This is a genomic window from Acidimicrobiales bacterium (assembly GCA_041394245.1).
In the GTDB taxonomy this organism is placed as follows: domain Bacteria; phylum Actinomycetota; class Acidimicrobiia; order Acidimicrobiales; family Aldehydirespiratoraceae; genus JAJRXC01.
In genome coordinates, this window is sequence record JAWKIR010000004.1 from 146,242 (window position 1) to 170,092 (window position 23,851).

Below are 23,851 nucleotides of genomic sequence, written 5' to 3' on the forward strand. Positions count from 1 at the left end.
AGACTCTACGATCCGGACTCCCGATGCGCCCGATCCCGCCGCAGTGCCGGGTGGTCACGGAACTGCTCCAGCGCCTCCGGATTCGCGAGCGCCTCGGTGTTCGCCACGTCGTCGCCGTGCACGACGGCCCGGACCGCCAGTTCGACGATCTTGCCGCTGCGGGTGCGGGGGATCTCGGTGACCTGGCCGACGACCGCCGGGACGTGGCGTGGCGTGGCTCCGGCTCTGACCTCCGCCCTGATGCGCCGGGTCAGCTCGTCGTCGAGCGTCGTGCCGTCGCGGAGCACCACGAACAGGACGACCCGTGTGTCGCCGTCGATCTGCTGGCCGACGACGATCGCCTCGAGGACCTCGGGCACCTTGTCGACCTGGCGGTAGATCTCAGCGGTGCCGATGCGGACTCCACCGGGATTGAGCGTGGCGTCGCTGCGGCCGTGGATGACGATCCCGCCGGCCTCGGTCCACTCGGCGAAGTCGCCCTGGTGCCACATGCCGGGCATGCGTTCGAAATAGGCCGCGCGGTAGCGACGGTCGCCGGGGTCGTCGTGAAAGCCGAGCGGCATCGAGGGGAACGCGTTGGCACACACGAGCTCGCCTCTCACGCCCACCGGCACGGGGTTGCCGAGCTCGTCGACCACGTCGATCGCGAGTCCGAGGGCGGGACGCTGGATCTCGCCGGCGTGGACCGGCGACGTCGGGTCGCCGGCGACGAGGCAACCGCAGAGGTCGGTGCCGCCCGAGATAGACGCGAGGTGCACGTCGCGTTTGACCGCGTCGTAGACGGTCTCGAAGCCCTCCGGGACGAGCGTCGAGCCGGTGGAGGTGATGGTGCGCACCGTCGACAGGTCGTGCGTGTCGATCGGCCGCAGCCCCGACTTTCCGAGCGCCTCGATGAACTTGGCCGACGTGCCGAAGAGGGTGATGCCGGTCGCGTCGACCAGGTCGAAGAGTCGATTGCCGTCCGGGTGGAACGGTGACCCGTCGTACAACACGAGGGTCGCGCCCGAGGCCAGACCGGAGGCGAGCCAGTTCCACATCATCCAGCCGGCGGTCGTGAAGTAGAACACGCGGTCGCCGGGCCCGACATCGCAGTGGAGTCGGTGTTCGACGAGATGCTTCAGAAGGACCCCACCGGCCCGGTGGACGATGCACTTGGGCTTGCCCGTGGTCCCCGAGCTGAACAGCACGTACCACGGGTGATCGAACGGCAGTGCCGTGAAGACGGGTTCCTGCGGCTCGATCCCGGCAACGAAGTCGTCGAGCATGACCGCGTCCGGAACGTCGCCGGTCGTGCCGCCGCCGAAGAAGGGCACGATCACGACCTGCTCGACGCTCGGCAAGGCAGCGACGATCTCGGGCAGCGAACCGAGTCGGTCGTGGACCTTGCCGCCGTAGAGGTAGCCGTCACACGCGAACAACACCTTCGGCTCGACCTGATCGAAGCGGTCGACCACTCCGTCGACACCGAAGTCGGGTGAGGTCGACGAGAACGTTGCGCCGATCGCGGCGGCCGCGAGCATGAGTGCGTAGGTCTCCGGGATGTTGGGCATCCACGCGGCGACCCGGTCGCCCTCGACGACGCCGACGCGGATGAGCGCCGCCTGGAGGCGACCGACCATGAGACGGAGTTCGTCGCGGCTGAACACGCGGATGATCGAGTCGTCCTCGGAGTGGAACACGAGGGCCGGTTCTGGGCCGCGGTGGGCGAGAAGGTTCTCGGCCACGTTGAGCCGGGCATCGGGGAAGAAGCGCGTGTCGATGAGCTCCGTGCCGCGGACGAGGGTTCGTTCGCCGCGCTCACCGACGACGCCGAGGTCGTCCCAGGCGGCTGCCCAGAACCCCTCGGGATCCCCGACCGACCAGGCGTGCAGCGCCGTGTAGTCGCGATGGCCATGGGCTGCCGCGAATCGGGCCATCTCGGTCGCCGACGCGCGCTCGGGGTCGGGCGTCCAGATCGGCTCAGGCACGTGCGTGGAGCTTCGCGAGGAAGTCGCCGAAGATGTCGTTGCGCTCGACCCGGTAGGCCTCGTGCATCCGGCCCTCGACCGGTTGCCAGGTGTGGCGATCGTCGACCCGGGCCCTCGTCGTCTCGAATGTCGGCACCCAGGCGGGATCGAGCAGCCACGCGATCGCGATGATGTCCCAGAGCACCCAACTCCGTCCGACCCGATCGACATCGCCGTCGATCGGGTTGGTGCGGTAGATCTCGTGGAGGAGGTCGCCGAGCGCCCCGTGGCCCTCGAGCCAGCGTTCGCTGTCGGGGAGCGAGAAGCCGAGCACCTCGGCCACGTGGTAGCCGGGCTGATAGAGGAGCGGCACCCCCGACTCGAACAACACGTTGGACGCGTGCCGGTCCTGGACGAGGTTGAAGCTGTCGTCGGCGTGCGGCGACGCCGACGGATAGCCGGCCAGGAAGATCACGACGAGTTTCTCGGCGATCGACGGGTCGATGAGCAGCGCGGCGGCGACATTGGTCGGCGCGCCGATCGTGGCCACGTAGAGCGGGCCGTCGCCGTGGTGGGCACGGGTGATCAGATTGCGGGCGGCATCGCTCTCCACGATGTCGGTCGGCGACGCCATGAAGCGGGTGCTGCCGGCCACCACCGGGGGCGGCACATCGAGATCCATCGCGTCGAGAACCCGCTGGATCTCCTCACGGGAGCGCCGCTCGCCGTGCTCGGCCGAGCGTTCGTCCCGCATCCTGGACCGTCGCTGGGGGCCGATGTGCGCGCTGAGCCGTTCCATCCGGGTGCGCTCGCCGCCCCGTCGTTGGGCGGCGGCGTCGACGACCTCGAAGTAGTGCCCATGGCAGAAGGGTGCTGCATGGATGGCCTCGATCGACAGACGGTCGGGGGACATGAGCGCCCACGCGAGCGCGAACTGGTCGTCGATCTCGTTGGCGGTGTCGGTGTCGATGATGACCCGGAGTGGCCCGTCCGGCCGCGGTGGCAGCGTCATGGAACGCCACGGTAACCCCTGGGTCGGATGGGCATCGGGTGCCCGCCGCCCGGCCGAGCCTACGAGGCCGACGAGGGAGCGTGGTGCGCTTCGGCGCGGTCCGCCATGATCTCGTGGAACCCGTTGCCGATGAGCGCGCCGGCGAGCGGGCCGGTCCAGAATCCGATCATCGCACCGACGCCGAGCGCCACGTTCCAACCACCGGACGGATCGGCGGTGTGCATCGCGACCGCGACTGCGGCGGCGATGACGAACGCGGAGCTGATCGTGGCCACGATGAAGCGATGCATGCGGAGCTTGCCGTCGTCGTCGAACAGCGGGGTGGAGCGGTTGTCGGTCATGGATCCTCCTTCGGTTCCCACTTGGATGGTGGGCATCGTCGGGAGGGGTCGGTTAGGGACCTAGGTCCCGTTGTCCTCGAGTTGCTCCGCCGCGGCCGTCCACTGCTCGAGGAGCGCAGCCGCTCTCTGCTGGAGGCGCTCGTGTTCGGTGGCAAGCCGATGGACTTCCTCGGGTTGGTCGTAGATGTCGGGGTCGGCGAGCTGGTCGTGGAGTTCGGCCACGCGCGCCTCCGTCTTCTCGAGGTCCTTCTCGAGCTTGTTGACGCGCTTGCGCAGCTCCGACGAACCCTGACGGTTCGGGGCCTTCTGGCGTTGTGGCCCACCCTTGGACCCGTCACTGCGGGCAGCCCGATCATCGGTCGAACTGTTCCCGGTCGAACCCCTGCCGGTCAGACCCTTGCCGCTGTTGACCTTGTTGGGGTCGGGTGGGGTCAAGACGTCGTCGGGCACACCGGTGTGCCAGGTGGCCGTGCCGTCGCGCACCTCGATGAGGGCATCGGCGACATTGCGGATGAGGTGGCGATCGTGGGTGACCAGGAGCACTGTGCCGGGGTAGGCGGTGAGGGCGTCCTCGAGCACGTCGCAGCTCGGCAGATCGAGATGGTTCGTCGGTTCGTCGAGCACGAGGAGATTGACCGGCTCGATCATCGTGCGGGCCAGCGCGAGTCGCGTGCGCTCGCCGCCGGAGAGGTCGCGGACGTGTCGATCGGCGGCGTCGCCCGGGAAGCCGAACGAGCCCAGCACGGTGCGCAGGTTGCGCTTGCCTGCGTCGATCCCGCCGGAGAACGCCTCGATGACCGTCTTGTCGAGATCGAGTTCGTCGGCCTGGTGTTGATGAAACGTGGCGACCGAGACGTTGTTGCCGAGCTCGGCCGTCCCGTCGGTCGCAGCGAGGTCGCCGAGGATCAGCTTGAGCAAGGTCGTCTTGCCGCCGCCGTTGGGCCCGACGAGCGCAACGGTCTGCCCCCGCTCGATCGCGAGTGACACGTGGGAGACGACGGGGACGCCGGTCTCGTAGCCGACCGTCGCGTCATGGAACTCCGCCACGGTCCGCGATGAGCGGGGAGGTTCGGGGAAGCTGAACCGGGCGATCAGCTCCTTGCGGGTCGGTACCTCGATCTTCTCGAGCTTCTCGAGGGTCTTGATGCGGCTCTGGACCTGACGGGCCTTCGTCGCCTTGTAGCGGAACCGGTCGACGAACTGCTCGACCTTCGCGATCTGGCGGGCCTGGCGCGCCGCGGCGGCCTCGATTCGTTGCAGTCGTTCCTCGCGCTGCACCACGAACTCGGCGAAGCCGCCCACGTACTCGAGGGCAGTGCCCTCGGCGAGCTCGACCACCCGGTCGGCGACGGCATCGATGAAATCGCGGTCGTGGCTGACGAAGAGGAGGGCACCGGGCCAGGTCGCGAGCTGCTGTTCGAGCCAGGCCACGGAGTCGACGTCGAGATGGTTGGTCGGCTCGTCGAGGATGAGCACGTCGGGCTTCGCGAGCAGCAGCCGGCCCAGGGCCACACGCATCCGCCATCCACCCGAGAGTTCGCGGACCGGCCGGTTGACCGCCGCGTCCTTGAAGCCGAGGCCGGCGAGCACCTTGTGGGCCTCGGCCTCGAGGGCGTAGCCACCCATCGCCTCGAAACGTCCCTGTACGTCGCCGTAGTCGGAGAGCACCTTGTCCTGGTCGGCCTCGGGGTCACCCATGAGCGCTTCGAGCTCGTGGAGCCGGTCGGAGAGTGCGGTGAGCTCACCGGCGCCGGCCAGCACCTCCTCCATCACCGTGCCGGTGGCGGTGTCGACGAGGTCCTGGGGCAGGTAGCCGAGCACCATGTCGCGCGGGCGCGTGATCGAGCCGGTGTCGGGATCGGCGTCGCCGACGAGGATCTCGATGAGTGACGTCTTGCCCGTGCCGTTGCCGCCGACGAGCGCGATCCGTCGCCCCGCGCTGAGCTGCAGGGTGACGTCCTCGAAGAGTGTCCGGGGACCGTAGGAGCGCGAGATTCCGCTGGCGGTCAGCACTGCGACTCAGGAGAAGTAGGTCTCGAGCGCGGCTTCGGCCTCGTGTGCGGCGCTCGGCTCGGGGGTGACGGCTTCGAGCGCTCCGAGCCAGGTGAGCGACGCATAGCCGTCCATGACCGCGCCGGTGTCGTCGCTCGACGGTGTCTGGAGTGCATCACCCCACGACATCTCGACGTGGAACGCGCCGTCGTGCCCCTTCTTCGGGGTGAGCGACGCCTGGGCCATGGACCGGGGAGGCGCGGTGCCGACATCGGTCCGGCGCCAGCCCTTCATCTCGGCGGCGGGGAGGTTGGGCACGTTGATGTTGGCGACGACGGGTTGGGTGGGCAGGTCGGCGAGGAGCTGCTCGACCACGACGGCGGCGACATCGGCGGCCCCCTGCCACTGCTGGTTCTCGAGCACCGCCTCCATCGCCTGCCCCTCGACCCCCCAGGAGTCGACCGACTGGCTGACGGCGACGGCGCTGATGCCACCGTTGCGGGCGGTGAGGCAGGCGCCGACGGTGCCGGAGTGGTAGACGCTGCGTCCGACGTTGGCGCCCGGGTTGATGCCCGACACGACCAGGTCGATGTCGCCGAAGGCCCCGAGACGGGCGAACATCGCACACAGCGCCGGAGCGCCGGTGACTGCCCACGCTTCGTCGATCCCGTCGATGTGCGTGCGATGCACTTCGGGCTTCATCAGCCAGATCGAACCGATGGCCGCGCCATATCCCGAGTACTCCTCGTCGGGGGCGGCGATCACCACATCGCCGAACGGTTTCATGGCCCGGGCGAGCACATGGAGTCCGATCGAGTCGATGCCGTCGTCGTTGGTCACCAGAATTCGCACCCGCTGACCCTATCGGTGTGCCGTTGGCGCGAGATGACTCCCGGTTACGTCAGGGTTGCCGAGAGACGAACGAGTCCCGCGAAGTGGGCGATGGCACCGATCACGACCATCAGATGCCAGACTTCGTGGTAGCCGAAGACCCGGGGCCACAGGTCGAGATGTCGTCCGGCGAGGATCACGCCGCCGACGGTGTAGACCAGCCCGCCGGCCAGTACCGCACCGAAAACGAGCGGGTCGTCGGCCCGGATGAGGAAGGGGACCATCGCGATTCCCGTCCATCCGAGTGCCACGTAGAGTCGGCTGCTCGCGGCACCGGCCAGGGTGAGGCGGCTGAGCTTGTGGATCATGCCGGCTCCGGCGAGCAGCCAGACGGTGATGATCGCCACGGTGGCGACGACCGGGGGAGCGACGAGCATCCAGTAGGCGGTCTGGGCCCCGGCGATCGCGGCATGGATCATCGCATGGTCGAGGCGGCGCGTTGCGAGCTTGCGTTCGAATGTGTGGGAATGGCAGTGGTAGGTGGCCGACGCCGAAAGCATCGCGATGGTCGATCCCGTGAAGATGGCCAGCGCGACGCGGGAGGCGGCGGTGGGTGCGTCGAGGCCGGCGACGGTCCCCGCGAGGGCGAGCGGGGCGACGGCGATCTCGTGGATCCGGCCCCGAAGGCGGGGCACGGGGAGACCGTCGATACCCAGGCGACACACGGGCGTCGTGATTCCGCGGGACCGGTGCGGCGCCGTCGTCTCGAGCTGCGTCGAGCGCGAAGTCATGGCCAAGGCTCGGCTGTTTCGACGTGACTATGAGGGGCGTTGTCGCGTCGGCGGTCTCACTGTTCTCTCACCATCGTGTGCGACGCTGGTCGCGTGCCCACCATCCTGATCGCCGAGGACGACCGTCGAGTTCGCGACAGCCTCGATCGGGCACTCCAGCTGGAGGGCTACGAGGTGGTCACGGCGAACGACGGCGCCCGAGCCCTCGAGCTGCAACGCGACCGTCGCGCCGACCTGTTGCTGCTCGACGTGTCGATGCCCAACGTCGATGGGCTCACCGTGTGTCGGACGATCCGGGCGCGAGGCGATGACACGCCGATCCTGATGCTCACCGCTCGTCACGAGGTCGGCGATCGCGTGGCGGGGCTCGATGCCGGAGCCGACGATTATCTCGTCAAGCCGTTCGCCCTCGAAGAGCTGCTGGCGCGGGTTCGCGCTCGGCTACGCAGCGCGGTCGTGGACGACGGCGGCCTGTCATTGGGCGACCTGGTGATGGACCTCGAAGGTCGGCGGGTCGACCGTGGCGGTCGGGTCCTCGATCTGAGCCGAACGGAGTTCGACCTCCTCGAGGTGCTGGTGCGCAATGCCGGAGTCGTGCTCGGCCGGGATGTGCTCTACGAGCGCGTGTGGGGTGGTGAGCTCGACTCCGAGTCGAAGACGCTCGACGTCTATGTGGGGTATCTGCGCAAGAAGCTCGAGGCGGACGGCGGTTCGCGTCTGGTCCACACCGTCCGCGGGTTGGGTTACGTCGCCCGGGAGGGCGAGCAATGAGTACCGTCGCCCGGGAGGGCGAGCAGTGAGCTTGCGGGTTCGGATCGTCGTGGTGGTCGCGGTGGTCGTCGCTGCGGTCGTGCTCGTGGTCGGGGTGTTCGTGCATCGCAGCACCCAGTCGGCGCTGGTGGGTGAGATCGATGCCGATCTGGTGGGGCGGGCCGAGGCGCTGCGCCCGGAAGGTGCGCAGGCGCGGCCGATCTCGGACGAGGACCTGGCGCGGCTCCAGCAGTTCGAGCGTTTCGGGGATCTCGGTTCTCGTCTCCGAGGTGGCCGCACCGATCCCTTCGGGCGGACGGTGGGGTTCGATGTGTTGGCGCGGGTGCTCGACGAGTCGGGTGAGGTCCGGTTGGTCCTCGACGCCGCGTTCGACGCGGCGACCGACCCGGCGCTCCTGGAGCAGGCGCGTTCGGGTCCGGTGTTGTCGAACGGCACGGCTGCCGACGGCGACGTCAGGGTGGTCACGAGGTCGTTGCCGAATCTGGGTTTCGTCCAGTACGCGCGTTCGCTCGACGAGGTCGACGCCGTGCTCGCGTCGCTGAGGGCGCGGACGCTCGCGATCGGTCTGGCCGCGATCCTCGGGGCCGGGATCGTGGCGTGGTTCCTGGCCGGGCGGACGGTGCGGCCGATCACGGAGCTCACCGAGGCGACCGAGTACGTGGCCCGCACCGGTGACCTCGATCGGGGGGTGGCGGCGACATCGGGTGGGGACGAGGTCGGGCGGCTGTCGGCGAGCTTCACGTCGATGCTCGATGCGCTGTCGTCGTCGCGGCGCCAGCAGCGCCAGCTGGTGATGGACGCGTCGCACGAACTGCGCACCCCGCTGACGAGCCTGCGGACCAATGTCGACGTGCTGCGACGCGGCCATGTGCTGTCGGACGAGGATCGTGATGCGGTCGTCGCCGATCTCGATGCGGAGCTCGGTGAGCTGAGCGATCTCGTGGCCGAGCTCGTCGATCTCGCCACCGACGTGCGCGATGACGAGGACCTGGCCCCCCTCACGCTGTCGGAGGTGGCGGAGACGGTCGTCGAGCGGGCCCGGCGACGTACCGGCCGGGAGATCGACGTCGTCACGACGCGCTCCGTGGTGGTCGAGGCCCGTCCCGATGCGATCGCGCGTGCGGTGCGAAACCTGGTCGACAACGCGGCGAAGTTCTCACCTCCCGGGTCGCCGATCCGCGTGGAGGTCGACGCCGGCCGACTGACGGTTCACGACCGCGGTCCCGGGATTCCCGAAGAGGACCGGGATCGGATCTTCGACCGGTTCCACCGTCTCGAGTCGAGCCGGACGCTGCCGGGTTCCGGGCTGGGCCTCGCGATCGTGCGCCAGGTCGCCGACGCCCACGGTGGTTCGGTGTTCGCCGGGCCATCACCCGACGGCGGCGCCGCCATCGGTCTCGTGATCCCGACCGTCGACGGATGACCGTGTGATAAGCCACCGGCGATGCCCGATCGTCGCAGCGTGCTGTTCATACTCGCCGACCAACTCCAGGCGTTCGCGCTCGGATGCATGGGCCACCCGGAGATCCGCACGCCCAATCTCGACGCGCTGGCTGCGGGTGGTGCGCTCTTCCGCAATGCCTATGTGGAGTTCCCCGTCTGCACCCAGTACCGAGGGGTGCTCATGACGGGTCGCTATGGCGCAGAGACCGGGATCACGTCGTTCCTGCAGGGCCCGGAGCCGGGCACCCGGTGCCTGGCCGACGCGTTGAACGATCACGGCCTGTGGACGAGCTATGTCGGCAAGTGGCACCTGTACGAGTTCTACGACATGGCGGTGCGTCGCGAGCAGCGTTGCGGCTTCACCCGCTTCGTCGGCTACCAGAGCCACAACGACTATCTCGAGGGGATCCGGTTCTGGGACGAGGACGAGATCTGTCGCGAGTTCGTCGGTGGGCACCGCACCCGGGTCACTGCCGACATCGCGATCGAACGCCTGCGGGAGATCCCTGCGGAACGGGACTTCGGCCTGTTCGTGAGTTTCCTCAGCCCGCATTACCCGCTCCAGCCCGATCCCGCCTTCGAGGCGATGTATCGCGGCGTCGAGATCTCGTTGCGCGACAACGTCACGTCGCCCGAGCAGGTGTTCACACCCACCTACAGCCCGGCCAGTCCGCAGCCGATCGAGACCGATCCCAACTACCACCGCTACGGCACATCGCTCGGATTGTTCTGGCAGCAGTATGCGGCGATGGTCACCCAACTCGATCACGAGGTCGGTCGTATCCTCCGGGAACTGCGCAGCTTGGGTCGTGACGAGGAGACGCTCGTGATCTTCACGAGCGACCATGGCGAGATGGGCGGCAGCCACGGCGCGATGAACAAGGGCCGATGGGAGGAGGAGTCGACCCGCGTTCCCATGATCGTGCGGGCACCGGGCGCGCCGATCGCCGCTGCGATCGACACGCCGGTCGCGGCAGGCGTCGACATCCTGCCCACCGTTTTGGACTGGCTGGACGCCCCCGCCGAGCCGTCGGCGTCGGGATCGTCGATCATGGCGATGGTCCGGTCCGGAGCGAATCGACCCCACCATCCGGTGTTCTCGGAGATGGCGGGCGGCAACGACTGGACGATGGTGCGCGACGGTGACTGGAAGTTCGTCGCCGCACGTGGTTCGGGCGACGCGATCGCCCTGCACAACCTGGCCGAGGATCCGTTCGAGCTCGACAACCGGCTGGCCGACGACCCGGCCGTGCGCATCGACCTCGAGGCGCGGCTGGACGAGTGGCGGTCCCGTGTCGGGTTGCCGGCGACCTGAGCGCTCAGGAGCCGCCCGTCGGTCCCGCCCACGCTCGGATGGCGGCGAAGTGGTCGAGTTCGGCTTGGCGACGGGCGCGTCGGCGTCGGTCGCCGCCCCGCAGCCAGGTCGCGAGGTCGCGGGCGATGTCCGCCGTCGGGCCGTAGAGCCGCCAGGGCACGTCGTCATGGGTGAAGTCGATGACGTCGTCGTGGAAGTCGCGGCCCTCGATGTGGACCCGCAGCGTCTCGTGGTGCGCGTCGTCGGTGATCGCAGCGAGCGGGACCACGGCAGCCGCGCTCACCTCGGCTTCCCGGGGACGTAGGGCGATCGGTCCTCTGGTCGAGGCGACGATCGGCACGATGCGGAACCCGGCGCCGTTCCACGTCTCGTCGAGGCGTCCGTGAATGCTGATGCGGGCCGCGCTGATGCCGACCTCCTCCTCACACTCGCGTCGGGCCGTGTCCTCGGGGGATTCTCCCGGGTCGATTCGCCCACCCGGGAAGGCGACGAATCCCGGATCGGTGCGCAGGTCCGCGCTGCGCCGAGTCAGCACGATGCCGGGGACACCGCCGGGCTCGTGCACGACGAGCAGCAGCACGGCGGCGTCGCCTCGGGGGAACGGAGCGGTGAGTCGCTCCGGGGTGCGTCCGGCCAGGGCGTGGAGGCGATCAGGGAGGCGCACCCGTGCAACGTAAGCCCTCGGTCGATCCGGGGCACACGCGAAGATGCCGGGACCCGAAGGTCCCGGCATCCCGGCTGGGCGGATCAGTCCGACTCAGGCGTCGGCATCCGGCACGGCGATGTCGCCGCCGACCTCGCCACGGGGGCCTCCGCGGCCACGGCGACCTTCGAAGCTCACGTCGCCGTTGACGAGGTCTTCGGCCCGCTGTTCGGCATTGGCAAGGATCTCGTCGGCCTTCTCTTGGTCGATGCGACCGTTCTCGAGAGCGCCGGACACCCGCTCCTCGGCGGCATCGACGAGCGCGTCGATCAGGTCCTGGGTGTCGACGCCCTGAGCGGCGGCGACATCGGCGAGTGACTGGCCGCCGGCGATGGCATCGCGGAGTTCGCTCTGATCGAGGCCGAGGATTCCGGCGATGTCGGCGCCACCCTCGAACCCGTGCCGGCCACCATGCTCGCGCATGCCGCCTTCGGGGCGGGCGGCGAGGAGGGTCTCGACGACGGCATCGAGCTGGGCTTGGGTGATGGTGCCGTCGTCGACGAGACCCTGGAGCGCCTCGGTGATGCGGTCGCCGGCTTCCGGACGAACGGTCTCTTCGACCGCATCCGGGGCGTCGACGTCGTCCTGCGCGCCTGCCAGGCCGGGGGCGAGGAGGGTGGCGCCGGCGAGCGCTCCACCGAGGGTCGATGCAACGGCGGCGGTGGCGAGGGTCTTGTTCTGCATGGTGATCATGTTCCTGTTCTGGGTTGGGCTGATCCGGGGGGATCGGGTTGGGTTGCCTCTCTGGGAACACACTGTGGTGAGCCGAGGTAAGAGCTTCGAGAGATCGATCCGCGTTTTCTGCCAGGAATCTGTGAGGAACGTGTGAGTAGGGCCGTGCTCGCGGCCAGCTCCTACACTTTCGGCCGTGACCACTCCCGGCGAGACGGCGCCATTTCTGACCGAGCGCCTCCAGGGTTTCGGGACGACGATCTTCTCCTCGATGTCGGCGCTGGCCGCCGAGACCGGGGCGGTCAATCTGGGCCAGGGGTTTCCCGACACCGACGGGCCGCGTGAGGTCTCCGAGGCGGCGATCACCGCGATCCGCGACGGGCACAATCAGTACCCACCGCTCGCCGGGATCCCGGCGTTGCGGGAGGCGATCGCCCATCACCGCAGCCATCACCGGGGTCAGGTGTTCGACCCCGACGAGGAGATCCTCGTCACCACCGGCGCCACCGAAGCGCTCGCCGCCTCGTTGTTGGCCCTGACCGGGCCCGGCGACGAGGTCGTCACGTTCGAGCCCTACTACGACAGCTATGCGGCCGGCATCGCCATGAGCGGCGCGTCCCGTCGGGTGGTGACCCTTCGTGGCCGCGAGTTCGCCGTCGATCCCGCCGAGTTGGAGGCGGCCGTCACCCCACGGACGAAGGTGCTGCTCCTCAACAGCCCGCACAATCCGACCGGCAAGGTCTTCGGCCTCGGGGAGCTCGAGACGATCGCCCGCATCTGTGTCGACCACGACCTGATCGTCGTGACCGACGAGGTCTACGAACACCTCGTCTACGACGACCACCGCCACATCCCGATCGCGACCCTGCCGGGGATGGCCGAACGCACCGTCACGATCTCGTCGGCCGGGAAGATCTTCTCGTTCACCGGGTGGAAGATCGGTTGGGCGTGCGGCCCGGCGCCGCTGATCAACGCGGTCCGAACCGCGAAACAGTTCCTCACCTTCGCGTCGGGCGGACCCTGGCAACACGCGATCGCCGTCGGGTTGCGACTCGGCGACGATTTCTTCGACCGCTACACCGCCGAGATGGCGACCAAGCGCGAGCGCCTGTGCGCAGGCCTCGAGGCGGCCGGGTTCGACACGATCCGTCCCCAGGGCACCTATTTCGTCACGGTCGACATCCGGTCGGTCGGCGCGACCGACGGGATCGAGTTCTGCATGTCGCTGCCGACGACGGCGGGCGTCGTCGCCGTCCCCACGCAGGTCTTCTACGACAGTGTGGACGAGGGCCGACACCTCGTGCGTTTCGCCTTCTGCAAGAAGGACGAGGTGCTCGATGAGGCTGTCCGTCGGCTCGTCTCGGTGGAGGTGTTCTGATGCTGCGGATCGCGGCGATTCAGCACGACATCGTGTGGGAGCAGCCGGTGGAGAACTTCGCCGCAATCACCCCGATGATCGACATGGCGGTCGACGAGGGTGCCGGGATGGTGGTGCTCGCAGAGATGTGGTCGACCGGCTTCTCCATGAACTCGGTCGAGATCGCCGAGCGCCCCGACGGACCCACGGCGGCCTTCATGCACGAGACCGCTGCTCGGACCGGCGCATGGGTCGTCGGCTCGTTCCCCGAACACACCGACGGCTACGACCGGCCGACCAACCGGTTGTTGATGGCCGGCCCGAACGGGGAAGACCATCGGTATGCGAAGATCCACCCGTTCACGTATGCCGGCGAGGATGCGCACTACGCGGCCGGGCGCGATCGGCTGACCGTCGAGATCGACGGCGTCCGCATCACGCCGCTCATCTGCTACGACCTGCGTTTCGCGGACCTGTTCTGGGATCCGGCGCCGACCACCGACTGCTACCTCGTCCCCGCGAACTGGCCGGCGGTGCGGCGAGAACACTGGACGACCCTGCTGCGGGCGAGAGCGATCGAGAACCAGGCGTATGTCGTGGGCGTGAACCGTGTCGGCTCAGCCGGCCGGCTCGACTACACGGGCGATACGCGGATCATCGATCCGCTCGGCGCCGTCACCGAAGCACCGGCGAGCGAGATCGCCACGATCTTCGGCGACATCGACCCCGCCGAGGTCGCCCGGGTCCGCGCCGAGTTCCCCTTCATGCAAGACCGCGTCACGCAAGACCGCGGCAACACCTGACCTCCCGGCTTTTCTGACGGCGCAATCGCGCCATACGGGATTCCGACGTCAGAAAAGCCGGGGGGTGGGGTGGGGTGGGGTGGGGGGTTGGGTGGGGTCAGGGGGTGGGGGCGAGTTCTTCGCGGAGTTGGCGCTTGAGGAACTTGCCGTTGGCGTTCTGGGGAAGCGGGTCGTCGCGGAACCAGACGTGTTCGGGGATCTTGAACTTCGCGATCCTCGGTTCGAGGAAGGCGGCGAGTTCGTCGGCGGTGAGCGACGCGCCGTCGGCCAGGAAGATCGCCACCCCGACGGCTTCGCCGAGGCGGTCGTCGGGCACGCCGAACACGGCGGCCTCGGCGACGGCGGGGTGTTCGTAGATCGCTGCTTCCACCTCGGCGCAGTAGACGTTCTCCCCGCCGCGCAGGACCATGTCCTTGGCCCGATCGACGATGTGGACGAAACCGTCCTCGTCGATGTGGACGATGTCGCCGGTACGGAACCAGCCGTCCTGGATCGCTTCGGCCGTCGCCTCGGGGCGATTGAGGTACCCCTTCACGACGACGGGGCCCTTCACGCACAGTTCGCCGCGCGAACCGGCGGGCAGATCGTTGCCGTCCTCGTCGATGACCTTCGCCTCGATCGTCGGCATGATCAGGCCCGCTGACGTGGGGCGGAGGCTGAAGAAGATGTCGCCGACGGCGGTGATGATGCCGCTCGTCTCGGTGAGGCCGTAGCCGGTGCTCGGCTTCACGGCGCCCTTGGCATCGGCGATCTTCTCGACCAGGTCGGGCTGCAGCGCCGCGCCACCGCCGCCCATCGACGCCATCGTCGACGTGTCGCGGATCTCCCAGTCGGGGTGCATGAGCATCTCCCGGCTCATGGTCGGGACACCGGTGAACGTCGCGACCTTCTCGCGCTCGATCAGCTCGAGGGCTCGACCGGCGTCCCACTTGTGCATGAACACGAGCTTGGCGCCGGTGAGGGTGCCGGGATGGAGGACACAATTGTTGGCCGTGACGTGGAACAGCGGTGTGGGGACCATGATCGCAGGGTCGGCTTCGGCGGCCTTTTCGTTGCTGACCTGACCGGCCTCGGCGAGCTTGCCCTTGGCGATCGCGGCGCTCGTGTTGGCGAACGCGAGGTGGAGGATGTTGTGCACCGATCCCCGGTGGGTGAGCTGGGCCCCCTTGGGAAAGCCGGTCGTGCCCGACGTGTAGAAGATGCAGATGTCGTCGTCGGGGTGGATGTCGGCCGTCGGCAGGCTCTCGGGGGCGTTGGCCGGGTCGACGACGTCGTCCCAACGGCTGGCGTCGTCGGGCAGCTCGCGATCGGACCGTACGGCGATGACGTGCATCGGCGCCTCGGCACGAAGCGAGTCGAGTACGGGGATCAGCCGCTCGAGCCGCTCGTCGTCGGCGATGACGACCTTGGGGCGGGAGTCGCTCAGGCCGTAATCGAGCTCGGCGCTGGTCCACCAGGCGTTGACGCCGACGGCGGCCGCGCCGAGCGAGATCGTCGCCCAGTAGGCGCAAGCCCATTCGGGGTAGTTGCGCATCGCGATCGCGACGCGGTCGCCCTTGCCGACACCATGGGTGTTGGCGAGGACGTCGGCGAGTGAGCGCACGATCGCGTGGGCCTGTGCGTACGTGATCATCTCGTCTTCGAAGACGATGTAGGGCTTGTCGCCGAACGCCGCGGACATCTCCCAGAGCACCCGCATGTCGGGCGGCGCGGCGTCGAAGACCCGCATGGTCATGCCGCGCACTTCCTGCTCGGACCAGGCGAACTGGGCGCCGGGCGCAGTCAACTCTTCCCATGTGGACTTCAGAACGTCGATCACGAGCAGTATTGCTACCGCACGGTTGGTGCGACGGCTAGCCCCTGATCCCCGACGGCCGATTTCGTGTCTGGATCTCGGAATCAGGCGAGATGGATCTTCAGGAGCTGGTCGAGCCCGGCCTGTTGTGTCGCCCATTCGGGATTGCCGGCCAGATTCACGAACTCACCCGGATCGGCGGCGAGGTCGTAGAGCTCCATCTCGCCGGAGTCGAGGCGACCGAACTTCATCGACGGCAGTGAGGGATGATCGGGTCCGGTCACCACGCTGTCGTGGCCCGGCCACGGCTCGAAGAAGGTTCGGGCCTGGAGCAGGACGGAACGGTTCGCGAACACCGGCGCGAACTGGCGAACGAGTCGCAGGTCGATGCCGTCGAGTTGGTGCGACGGGACGGCGCCGGCCACACCGACGACGGTGGTGGTGATGTCGGCCTGCGTGACGGGAACGGAGGTCTGGCCCGGAGGGAAGCCGGGACCGGTGACGAGCAGTGGTGTGCGCACGACCGGTTCATAGAGTGTGACCTTCTGGACCGCTGCGGGCACGCCGAAGGCCGCGCCGAACCGGTGTTCGCCGTAGTGCACCCCCTGATCCGACGACAGGATCACGATGGTGTTGTCGAGCTGACCGGATTGTTCGAGTGCGACGAAGAACTGTTCGATCGCGTCGTCGACTCCGGTGAGTACCTGAGCCTGTTGCATCTGTGCCCGTTCGATGTCGGCGCGTATCTCCGGTGTGATCGGCGGGAGCGCCTGGATCCAGGCGGGCTTGCCGGTGACGTCTTCGTCGACCGGCACCGGCGACGGCAGGTCGGTCCAGAGGCCTGTGTGTTCGGGTCGGGGCTGGAGCTCGCCGGTTTCGGTGATGGTGTGCGGATGCTGGGGATTCCATGTCGCGAACCAGGGCCCACCACCCGCCGTCGCGAAGCCGATGAGCGCGTCGATCATGTAGTCGAGGTTGCGCCCGCCCGGTGCATAGGGCTGGGGTGGGACGAGTCCTTCGTCGACCTCGAAGGTGAACTCGTCGTGCCCGTTGGCCGTGTAGGTCGCCCAGGTGTCCCAGCCCGGCTGGATTCCCGTGCTCCAGTGGATCGAGGTGATGTATTTCCCGAAATGGCCCGTCCGATAGCCCGCCGCCTGCATCCATGGACCCCACGTCTTGGCCGCGTCGTGTCGGAGGGCCGTGAGATGCCAGGGCCACGGGTGGTTCTTCAGGTTGGTGCCGGTGAAGAGGCCGAGCCGGGTGTCGGTACACGCCCCGCCATTCGCTCGGGACTGGGTGAAGCGGTGGTTGAACCGCGCCATCGTCTTCGGCATGAACGCGAGCCCGTCCTCGCGCATGTCGTCGAGATACAGCACCGCGATGTTGGTGCCGGGTATCGGTGGTCCCGTGCACGCCGTGAGCGCGAGGAATGCTGCAGAACCCGCCAGGAATCGCCGCCGCGTGATTGTCATCGCGCGGAAGGTACAACGGCGACCCGATCTCCGCCATAGGGAAGAACGGACGGCATTGCAACGGCGTTCTCGGGAGCGGATCACTCGTAGAATCCGCAGATGACGTTGCCGTTCCGGATCAGTGAGGAAGTGCAGTCCGCCCGAGCCGACGGTGTTGCGATCGTGGCGCTCGAGTCGACGATCTTCAGCGGTCTCGGGTTGCCGTCGCCGGCGAATGTCGAGTGTCTCGCACGGTGCGAGGCGGCGATTCGAGCCGGAGGAGCGGTTCCGGCGCTGACCGCGGTGATCGATGGCGCCGGCGTCGTGGGAGTCGCCGACGAAGAGGTCGAACGGGTCCTCGCCGGCGCGACCAAGGTCGCGGCCCGGGACCTCCCGCACGCCGTCGCAGCCGGCCTCGACATCGGGGTCACGACCGTCTCCGCGACCGTGACGCTCGCCGCCGCTGCGGGCGTGCAGGTCTTCGCAACGGGAGGGATCGGAGGGGTGCACCGGGGCGCGGGGCTCACCGGCGACATCAGCCACGACCTCGTCGCCCTTTCGCGTCACCCGGTCGTCACCGTGTCGGCGGGGGCCAAGGCGTTCCTCGACCTGCCGGCGACGCTCGAGTATCTCGAGACGCTCGGAGTCCCGGTCGTCGGCTGGAGGACGGACCGCTTCCCGGCGTTCTACACCCGCGACAGCGGGGTTGCGGTTCCCGCATCCGTCGATTCCGGCGCCGAGGTGGCGGCCATGCTCGCCGGCGCCGTCGCACTCGGGCATCCGGGCGGCGTCTTGGTCGCGAACCCGATCCCGGAGTCTGCCGAACTCGATCCCGCCCGCATCGCCGCCGCACTCGATGCGGCGCTCGCCGAGGTCGATGTCCGCGGCCTGCGGGGGCCGGCCGTGACGCCACTCGTCCTGGCGGCGATCGCCGATGCGACCGGAGGCGACAGTGTTCCCGCCAACCTCGCGTTGGCCGAGAACAACGCGATCGTCGCGACCGAGATCGCCGCGGCGATCGCTGCAGCTTGATGGCCGAGGGTCGCGACTGGACCCGGAGCCAGTTCGAGGCATGTCCCGACTGCGGTGCCGACGCTGCCGCGGTGGACGACCGCGCTCTGGGGCCGGAGATCGTCCGCGAGGTGGCCCGGTGGGGTCGAACGGTGGCGGCGGCCGATCCGGTGATGCTCCGCCGGCGACCGGCTGCCGAGACCTGGTCGGCGCTCGAGTACGCGTGTCATGTTCGCGACCTGTTGCCGGTGATGGCGGCGCGCGTCCAACGGATGCTCGAGGACGACTGCGCCGAGCTCGGCTGGTGGGATCACGAGGCCGCCGCTGTCGAAGACCGCTACAACGAGCAGGTCCCCGTGCTCGTCATCGAGGCGATGACCGCCAACGCCCGCGCCTTCGCCGCTTCGCTCGCTTCGGTCGAGGGCGACAGCTGGGACCGGTCGGCCGAACGTCGTCCCGGCGAGCATTTCACCGTGCGGGGCATCGCCCGGTTTGTCCTGCACGAGGTGATCCATCATCGTGATGACGCGACCCGCTCACTGAAAGGGGTCTTCCCATGACCGCCAGCCCCGACGAACTGCTGCTCAAGGTGATGATGGATCCGGCCGCGATCGCCGATCCGCATGCGATCTACAAGGAGCTGCGGGAGACCGCGCCCATCTTCCGGACGGCTGTCGGCGACACCTGGGTCGTGTCCGGGTTCGAGAACTCGAGGGCACTGCTGCGCGATCCACGCTGTGGCAGCCCGATGGACGACGACTCGTCGGTGTCGCGCATCGCGGTCGACGGGTCCGAACGGCGGTCGCGTGCCGGCGACGCCCGGCCGATGCTCTTCATGAACCCACCTGATCACACCCGCGTCCGCGGTCTGGTCAGTCGGGCGTTCACCCCTCGTCGCGTCGAGCAGCTTCGTGGCGAGGTGGTCGAGATGACCGACGGGCTGCTCGACGACCTCGGTGGTGAAGGGGACTTCGTCGATGCGGTGGCGTTCCCGCTCCCGGCCAACGTGATCAGCGCCCTGGTGGGCGTTCCCGAAGAGGATCGCGACTGGCTGCGCCCACTGATCGCCGACCTGGTCCCGACCCTCGAGCCGACTGCGACCGCAGAGATCATGGAGAAGGCCGACATCGCCGGCGCGAAGGCCGGCGAGTACCTCGCCGAGTTGATCGCCACCCGTCGGGCCGATCCCAGAGACGACATGTTGTCGGCGCTCATCCAGGCGAGCGATGGCGAGGACCGCCTGTCCGAGGCCGAAGTGCAGTCCAACATCTTCCTCATCTACGCCGCCGGCTTCGAGACCACCACCCATCTGCTCGCCAACATGGTGCGCCAGTTCGTCGCTCATCCCGATCAGCTCCGGAAGGTGCGAGCCGACCGCTCGCTGATTCCCAACGCGGTCGAGGAAGTCCTCCGCTTCGATCCGCCGGTGCAGCTCGACGGACGCTACGTCTTCGAAGACATCGAGATCGACGGGGTCACGATCGAGAAGGGTTCGTCGATCATCACCCTCCTGGCCGGCGCGAACCGCGACCCGGCGGTGTGTGCCGACCCCGAGACCTTCGACGTGACCCGCGACGACATCCAGCTCATGTCATTCGGCTCGGGGATCCACTACTGCCTCGGTGCGGCCCTCGCCCGGCTCGAAGCCCAAGTCGTGCTCGACCGCCTCCTCGACCGCTACGAGCACTGGGAGATCACCGCAGAGCCGACGTGGCAGACCCGTATCACCATCCGCGGCGTCCAGGGCCTCGACGTGAAGTTCCGCTGATGCCGATACAACTTCTTCCGTGACCGACTGGCGCGACCAAAGGGTCGACTCCGACGCGTATCTCGTCGAGGTCGACGGTGACATGATCAAACCGACCTACCTCTGCGGGGGGCCGTGGTCGCCCGATGCGCAGCACGGCAGTGCCGTCGCCGCCACCCTGGCCTGGGCGGTCGAGCAGGTCGAGACGCCGGTGCCGATGCGGCCGGTTCGGTTCACGGTCGACCTCCTGAGCCCCGTACCGCTGACGCCCTTGCGATGGGAGACGACCACGGTCAAGGCCGGCAAGCGCATCGCGGTGATCGACTCGGCCCTCTACGACGGCGAGCGGCTCGCCGCGCGCGCCTCGACACTGCTGATGCGCAGCGAGGCGACGATCGAGATCCCCGACGACGCCGCCCAGCCGCCGCCGGTGCCGCTTCCGCCGCGCGAGCCCCTGCCCCAGGACGACTTCGCGGTTCCCGAGGGGTCCGACTGGAGGCCGCCCGGATTCGCGTTCGCGATGGACTACGAGCGCTCGGTGGGTCGGCAGGGCGAGGGCTCGCCCGCCGTGATCTGGATGCGGCTGCGGTGCCGGACCGTCGCGGGCGAGGAGCCGACGCCGTTCCAGTGGGCGGCCGCGGCGGCCGACATGGGCAGCCAGCTCGGCGGGTTCCTGCCGTTCATGCAGTACCGCACCATCAACGCCGACATCAGCCTCCACATCAACCGGCTGCCGACCACATCCTGGATCGGACTCGACGGCGTGCACCGGGTGGCCGACGACGCGATCGGGCAGACAACGGCGTCGATGTTCGACGAGGTCGGTCTCGTCGGGCAGATGCAGTCGTCGGTCCACATCGATCGTTGGGCGACCTGAGCGGTCGCCCAACCGAGGTCAGGGTTGCATGTGATGGTCGGCGTCGGGTGGGAGAGGGGGTACACCCCACCCGAATGACCATCCGGCATGCGAAGAATCCTCGCAGTTCTGTTGTCCGCGTTCTTGGCGACCGGCCTGCTTGCCGTGTCTCCGGCAGGCGCCGTCGGGACCGCCAACCTCTCCGTGGTCCACGGAATCCCGGGCCTGACCGTCGATGTCCATGTCGACGTCTATGTCGACGGTGTCCTCACGATCGACGTCTTCGCTCCCGAAACCGTCGCCGGACCCCTGACCGTCGCCAGCGGCCCCTCCGTCGCGTCCTGAGTGGTCCTCAGTAGCCCTTCCACTCGGGGTTGCGACGCTCGCGGAAGCTCGCAACGCCTTCTTCGGAGTCGGCGGTGTAGGTGTTGAGCTCGACGGCGAGCGCCTCGTTCTCCATCATCGTCTTGCGATCGGTGTCGAGGCTCTGGTTGACCAGCCACTTGGTGAAGCCGAACGAGCGGGTCGGGCCGGCGGCCAGCCGCTCGGCCCATTCCATGGCTGCATCCATCAGCTCTCCCTGGGGGACGACCTTGTTCGCAAGGCCCCATTCGAGCGCCTTCTCCGCCGACACGTCTTCGGCGAACAGCATCAGTTCCATCGTGCGACGCACACCGATGATCCGCGGCAGCAGCCATGGACCCAGTGCGTCGGGGACGAGACCGCGGCGGGCGAACACCTCGACGAACTTCGCGTTGTCGGCGCAGATCACGAGATCGCAGGCGAGCGCCAGGTGGGCGCCCATGCCGGCCGCCGTGCCGTTGACGGCGGCGATGACCGGCACATCGCAGTCGAGCAGGGCCGGGAAGAGTGTGTACTGACCGTCCATCATCATCCGGCGGGGGTCGCCGATCACCCGGTCGGGAATGTCGTCGGCCCGGTCGTTCTCGTAGACGTGGGAGAGGTCGGCGCCCGGGCAGAAGAGCTTCTCTCCGGAAGCGGTGAGGATGACGGCGCGAGCCCGGTGATTGACGTTGAACTCGTTGAAGAGATCGCGGATGCGGTTGCGACACGGGGGGTTGAGTGCATTGCCGACGTGAGGGCGATCGATGGTGATCACCGCCACCTTGCCGTGGTAGTCGAGGCGGATCTCGTCGTCGATCGAACGTTCGGTTTCTTCAGCGTCGGCCATTCGGCGAATCTACCGATCCGGGTGCGCCGCGGTCGCATCGCACGTGGCTATCGTCGGCCGCCGTGCCTGCGCCCCGGTCGATCACGCTTCGGAAATGGCAGCACTCGGCCCTGCGCGATTTCCTCGACAAGGTCGTCAGGGAAAAGGACATCGAGGGTGGGCATCGCGACTTCCTCGCCGTTGCCTGCCCGGGGGCCGGAAAGACGACCTTCGCCCTCACGGCGGTGCGTCACTGGCTGGCGGGGGAACGTCGTCCCTTCGTGGTCGTCGTCCCCACCCGGCACCTGAAGCTGCAGTGGGCGTCGGCGGCCGAGCGGTTCGGGTTCCACCTCGAGCCCGACTGGGAGGGGCGCGAGCCGACGGTGCCGGCCGACATGCACGGCATCGTCGTGACCTACGCCCAGGCCGCCACTTCGTCCCGCCTCCTGCGCACGCTGAGCGAGGGCGGCATCGTCATCCTCGATGAGATCCATCACGCCGGTGGTGACAAGACCTGGGGCGACGGCGTCGAGGAGTCGTTCGAGCGTGCGGGCGCCCGTCTTCTGCTCTCGGGCACACCGTTTCGCTCCGACGATGCTCCGATCCCGTTCGTCACCTACACCCTCGGCGATCACGGCGACGCAGTCGCGGACTACGAGTACGACTACGGAAGCGCGCTGGTCGACGGTGGCGTCGTCCGGCCGGTCTTCTTCCCGCGATTCGACGGCCACATGGAGTGGATCGGGGCGGATGGTTCGCTGAAAGAGGCGAGCTTCGGCGACGACCTCGACCAGGAGGATCGCAGTGCCCGGTTGCGCACCGCCCTGAGCGTCGACGGCGACTGGCTGTCGACGGTGCTGGTCAAGGCCGATGAACGACTGCGATCGATCCGGCGACAGTCGCCCGAGGCGGGTGGTCTCGTGATCGCGATGGACCAGGAGCACGCCCGCGGCATCGCCAATCTGCTGGAACGCTGGACGGGGGAGCGGCCCGCTCTCGCGGTGAGCGATGATCCTCGGGCCTCCCACGTCATCGCCGAGTACGCGCAAAGTGACGAACCGTGGGTGATCGCGGTGCGGATGATCTCCGAGGGCGTCGACATTCCACGCCTGCGGGTGGCCGTCCATGCCACCACCACGATCACGCCGTTGTTCTTCCGCCAGGCGGTCGGCCGCATCGCTCGATGGACTCCTGGGCACAAGTCGCAAAAGGCGTACTACTTCGTCCCCGACGATCCTCGTCTGCGACATCACGCCGCGACCCTCGCCGAGACACGGCGTCACTCGATCGACAAGCGGATCGCGAACGACGCCCAGAAGGAGTCGGCGCTCGACGACCTGACCCGGGCCGTCGAGATCGAGGAGCAGCCGTCGTTGTTCCAGGCGTTGTCGTCCACCGCGATGGACACCGGCGACAGCGGCGATGCGCTGTCGTCGATCGACGACGGCACCGACCCTCACGAAGACGTGGTGGTCGAGATGGACGAGCTCGCCGGCCTGCCGGTCGATCTGCCACCACCGCCTGCGCTCCCGGGCCGAGGCGCCGACCCGCGGGCCGCGCTCGGGGATCTCCGTTCCAAGCACGCGCGCAAGAAGGACCTGCGGCAGTGGAACGCCGACCGGGTGCTCGAGCTCGTGCGGTCCACCGGGATGGACCACCGGTCCGTCAACGCGGAGCTGAACCGCCGGAGCCAGGTCGAACGGGTCGGTGAGGCCGACGAGGCCGCGCTGCGTCGCCGGCTCGACACCGCGAACGCGTGGCTCGAGAGTCTGCGCCGCTGACCGGTCGGTTCGTGGGCCGCGTGGCCCACTCCGCCCCCTCGCGATTGTGCCGAACGTATGGT

22 protein-coding genes are annotated in these 23,851 nt (G+C 68.4%); 11 read left to right on the plus strand and 11 right to left on the minus strand.

The genetic code is table 11. The annotated features are described in order from the left end of the window. Window positions 1-5: 5 nt before the first annotated feature. From R2707_19470 to R2707_19495, 6 genes are read right to left on the minus strand one after another with little or no spacing between them, the layout of a single operon-like run. Window positions 6-1,967 (minus strand): acetoacetate--CoA ligase, encoded by a 1,962-nt coding sequence (locus tag R2707_19470; GenBank protein ID MEZ5247275.1) that lies wholly within the window; start codon window positions 1,965-1,967, stop codon window positions 6-8. Then, window positions 1,960-2,958, minus strand: coding sequence for a nucleoside hydrolase (locus R2707_19475; GenBank protein ID MEZ5247276.1), 999 nt, complete (start codon window positions 2,956-2,958; stop codon window positions 1,960-1,962). Before R2707_19475 ends, R2707_19470 begins: the two co-directional genes overlap by 8 nt. Before the next feature lie 59 nt (window positions 2,959-3,017). Then, entirely contained in the window at window positions 3,018-3,299 is a 282-nt protein-coding gene (locus R2707_19480; GenBank protein ID MEZ5247277.1) for a hypothetical protein, read from the minus strand. 60 nt (window positions 3,300-3,359) lie between these two features. Next, window positions 3,360-5,312: an ABC-F family ATP-binding cassette domain-containing protein gene (locus R2707_19485; protein ID MEZ5247278.1), complete on the minus strand. Its 1,953-nt coding sequence runs from the start codon at window positions 5,310-5,312 to the stop codon at window positions 3,360-3,362. Between the two features lie 6 nt (window positions 5,313-5,318). Continuing rightward, entirely contained in the window at window positions 5,319-6,143 is an 825-nt protein-coding gene (locus tag R2707_19490) for a 5'/3'-nucleotidase SurE (GenBank protein MEZ5247279.1), read from the minus strand. Between the two features lie 44 nt (window positions 6,144-6,187). After that, complete coding sequence (locus R2707_19495; GenBank protein MEZ5247280.1) at window positions 6,188-6,913, minus strand: hemolysin III family protein; 726 nt, start codon at window positions 6,911-6,913, stop codon at window positions 6,188-6,190. A gap of 93 nt (window positions 6,914-7,006) precedes the next feature. Here R2707_19495 and R2707_19500 point away from each other — a divergent pair, with 93 nt between their 5' ends. From R2707_19500 to R2707_19510, 3 genes are read left to right on the plus strand one after another with little or no spacing between them, the layout of a single operon-like run. Beyond that, window positions 7,007-7,684 (plus strand): response regulator transcription factor, encoded by a 678-nt coding sequence (locus R2707_19500; protein ID MEZ5247281.1) that lies wholly within the window; start codon window positions 7,007-7,009, stop codon window positions 7,682-7,684. Between the two features lie 25 nt (window positions 7,685-7,709). Beyond that, window positions 7,710-9,107, plus strand: a complete 1,398-nt coding sequence (locus R2707_19505; GenBank protein ID MEZ5247282.1) for a HAMP domain-containing sensor histidine kinase — start codon at window positions 7,710-7,712, stop codon at window positions 9,105-9,107. A gap of 21 nt (window positions 9,108-9,128) precedes the next feature. Further along, entirely contained in the window at window positions 9,129-10,442 is a 1,314-nt protein-coding gene (locus tag R2707_19510) for a sulfatase-like hydrolase/transferase (protein ID MEZ5247283.1), read from the plus strand. Window positions 10,443-10,446: 4 nt separating this feature from the next. Here R2707_19510 and R2707_19515 read toward each other — a convergent pair whose 3' ends face one another. Both R2707_19515 and R2707_19520 read right to left on the minus strand, forming a co-directional pair. Next, the gene (locus R2707_19515) at window positions 10,447-11,106 is read right to left on the minus strand and encodes a CoA pyrophosphatase (GenBank protein ID MEZ5247284.1); all 660 of its coding nucleotides are present in this window, start codon (window positions 11,104-11,106) and stop codon (window positions 10,447-10,449) included. Between the two features lie 93 nt (window positions 11,107-11,199). Beyond that, the gene (locus R2707_19520; protein ID MEZ5247285.1) at window positions 11,200-11,829 is read right to left on the minus strand and encodes a hypothetical protein; all 630 of its coding nucleotides are present in this window, start codon (window positions 11,827-11,829) and stop codon (window positions 11,200-11,202) included. 184 nt (window positions 11,830-12,013) lie between these two features. Between R2707_19520 and R2707_19525 the strand changes: the two genes are divergently transcribed. Further along, entirely contained in the window at window positions 12,014-13,195 is a 1,182-nt protein-coding gene (locus R2707_19525; protein MEZ5247286.1) for a pyridoxal phosphate-dependent aminotransferase, read from the plus strand. Then, window positions 13,195-13,977, plus strand: a complete 783-nt coding sequence (locus tag R2707_19530; GenBank protein MEZ5247287.1) for a nitrilase-related carbon-nitrogen hydrolase — start codon at window positions 13,195-13,197, stop codon at window positions 13,975-13,977. Before R2707_19525 ends, R2707_19530 begins: the two co-directional genes overlap by 1 nt. A 97-nt stretch (window positions 13,978-14,074) precedes the next feature. On the opposite strand, the gene R2707_19535 is transcribed toward R2707_19530, so the two are convergent. Both R2707_19535 and R2707_19540 read right to left on the minus strand, forming a co-directional pair. Then, window positions 14,075-15,796, minus strand: coding sequence for a class I adenylate-forming enzyme family protein (locus R2707_19535; GenBank protein MEZ5247288.1), 1,722 nt, complete (start codon window positions 15,794-15,796; stop codon window positions 14,075-14,077). 80 nt (window positions 15,797-15,876) lie between these two features. Continuing rightward, on the minus strand, window positions 15,877-17,244 hold the full coding sequence (locus tag R2707_19540) for a sulfatase-like hydrolase/transferase (GenBank protein MEZ5247289.1): 1,368 nt from the start codon (window positions 17,242-17,244) through the stop codon (window positions 15,877-15,879). A gap of 99 nt (window positions 17,245-17,343) precedes the next feature. Here R2707_19540 and R2707_19545 point away from each other — a divergent pair, with 99 nt between their 5' ends. The 5 genes from R2707_19545 to R2707_19565 all read left to right on the plus strand — a co-directional run bounded on the left by R2707_19545 (window position 17,344) and on the right by R2707_19565 (window position 21,182). Next, window positions 17,344-18,255 carry a pseudouridine-5'-phosphate glycosidase gene (locus tag R2707_19545; protein MEZ5247290.1) on the plus strand — a complete coding sequence of 304 codons (912 nt, stop codon included), beginning with the start codon at window positions 17,344-17,346 and terminating at the stop codon, window positions 18,253-18,255. Between the two features lie 71 nt (window positions 18,256-18,326). Then, window positions 18,327-18,794, plus strand: a complete 468-nt coding sequence (locus R2707_19550) for a hypothetical protein (GenBank protein MEZ5247291.1) — start codon at window positions 18,327-18,329, stop codon at window positions 18,792-18,794. Continuing rightward, a complete protein-coding gene (locus tag R2707_19555) occupies window positions 18,791-20,002 on the plus strand; it encodes a cytochrome P450 (protein ID MEZ5247292.1) in 1,212 nt (403 codons plus the stop codon). The genes R2707_19550 and R2707_19555 overlap by 4 nt, the downstream gene beginning before the upstream one ends. 19 nt (window positions 20,003-20,021) lie before the next feature. After that, the gene (locus R2707_19560; protein ID MEZ5247293.1) at window positions 20,022-20,858 is read left to right on the plus strand and encodes a thioesterase family protein; all 837 of its coding nucleotides are present in this window, start codon (window positions 20,022-20,024) and stop codon (window positions 20,856-20,858) included. Between the two features lie 87 nt (window positions 20,859-20,945). Continuing rightward, the gene (locus tag R2707_19565; GenBank protein MEZ5247294.1) at window positions 20,946-21,182 is read left to right on the plus strand and encodes a hypothetical protein; all 237 of its coding nucleotides are present in this window, start codon (window positions 20,946-20,948) and stop codon (window positions 21,180-21,182) included. Window positions 21,183-21,189: 7 nt separating this feature from the next. Here the strand turns inward: R2707_19565 and R2707_19570 are convergent, their stop codons facing one another. Further along, window positions 21,190-22,029, minus strand: a complete 840-nt coding sequence (locus R2707_19570) for an enoyl-CoA hydratase/isomerase family protein (protein MEZ5247295.1) — start codon at window positions 22,027-22,029, stop codon at window positions 21,190-21,192. A 62-nt stretch (window positions 22,030-22,091) separates the two neighbouring features. Here R2707_19570 and R2707_19575 point away from each other — a divergent pair, with 62 nt between their 5' ends. Beyond that, window positions 22,092-23,789, plus strand: a complete 1,698-nt coding sequence (locus R2707_19575; protein MEZ5247296.1) for a DEAD/DEAH box helicase family protein — start codon at window positions 22,092-22,094, stop codon at window positions 23,787-23,789. The last annotated feature ends 62 nt before the right edge of the window (window positions 23,790-23,851 follow it).

Bases quoted from the DNA above. Each gene is read 5' to 3' on its own strand.
- R2707_19475 (MEZ5247276.1), bottom strand. From the start codon at position 2,958: ATGACGCTGCCACCGCGGCCGGACGGGCCACTCCGGGTCATCATCGAC.
- R2707_19480 (MEZ5247277.1), bottom strand. From the start codon at position 3,299: ATGACCGACAACCGCTCCACCCCGCTGTTCGACGACGACGGCAAGCTC.
- R2707_19495 (MEZ5247280.1), bottom strand. From the start codon at position 6,913: ATGACTTCGCGCTCGACGCAGCTCGAGACGACGGCGCCGCACCGGTCC.
- R2707_19510 (MEZ5247283.1), top strand. From the start codon at position 9,129: ATGCCCGATCGTCGCAGCGTGCTGTTCATACTCGCCGACCAACTCCAG.
- R2707_19520 (MEZ5247285.1), bottom strand. From the start codon at position 11,829: ATGCAGAACAAGACCCTCGCCACCGCCGCCGTTGCATCGACCCTCGGT.
- R2707_19530 (MEZ5247287.1), top strand. From the start codon at position 13,195: ATGCTGCGGATCGCGGCGATTCAGCACGACATCGTGTGGGAGCAGCCG.
- R2707_19540 (MEZ5247289.1), bottom strand. From the start codon at position 17,244: ATGACAATCACGCGGCGGCGATTCCTGGCGGGTTCTGCAGCATTCCTC.
- R2707_19545 (MEZ5247290.1), top strand. From the start codon at position 17,344: ATGACGTTGCCGTTCCGGATCAGTGAGGAAGTGCAGTCCGCCCGAGCC.
- R2707_19555 (MEZ5247292.1), top strand. From the start codon at position 18,791: ATGACCGCCAGCCCCGACGAACTGCTGCTCAAGGTGATGATGGATCCG.
- R2707_19565 (MEZ5247294.1), top strand. From the start codon at position 20,946: ATGCGAAGAATCCTCGCAGTTCTGTTGTCCGCGTTCTTGGCGACCGGC.
- R2707_19570 (MEZ5247295.1), bottom strand. From the start codon at position 22,029: ATGGCCGACGCTGAAGAAACCGAACGTTCGATCGACGACGAGATCCGC.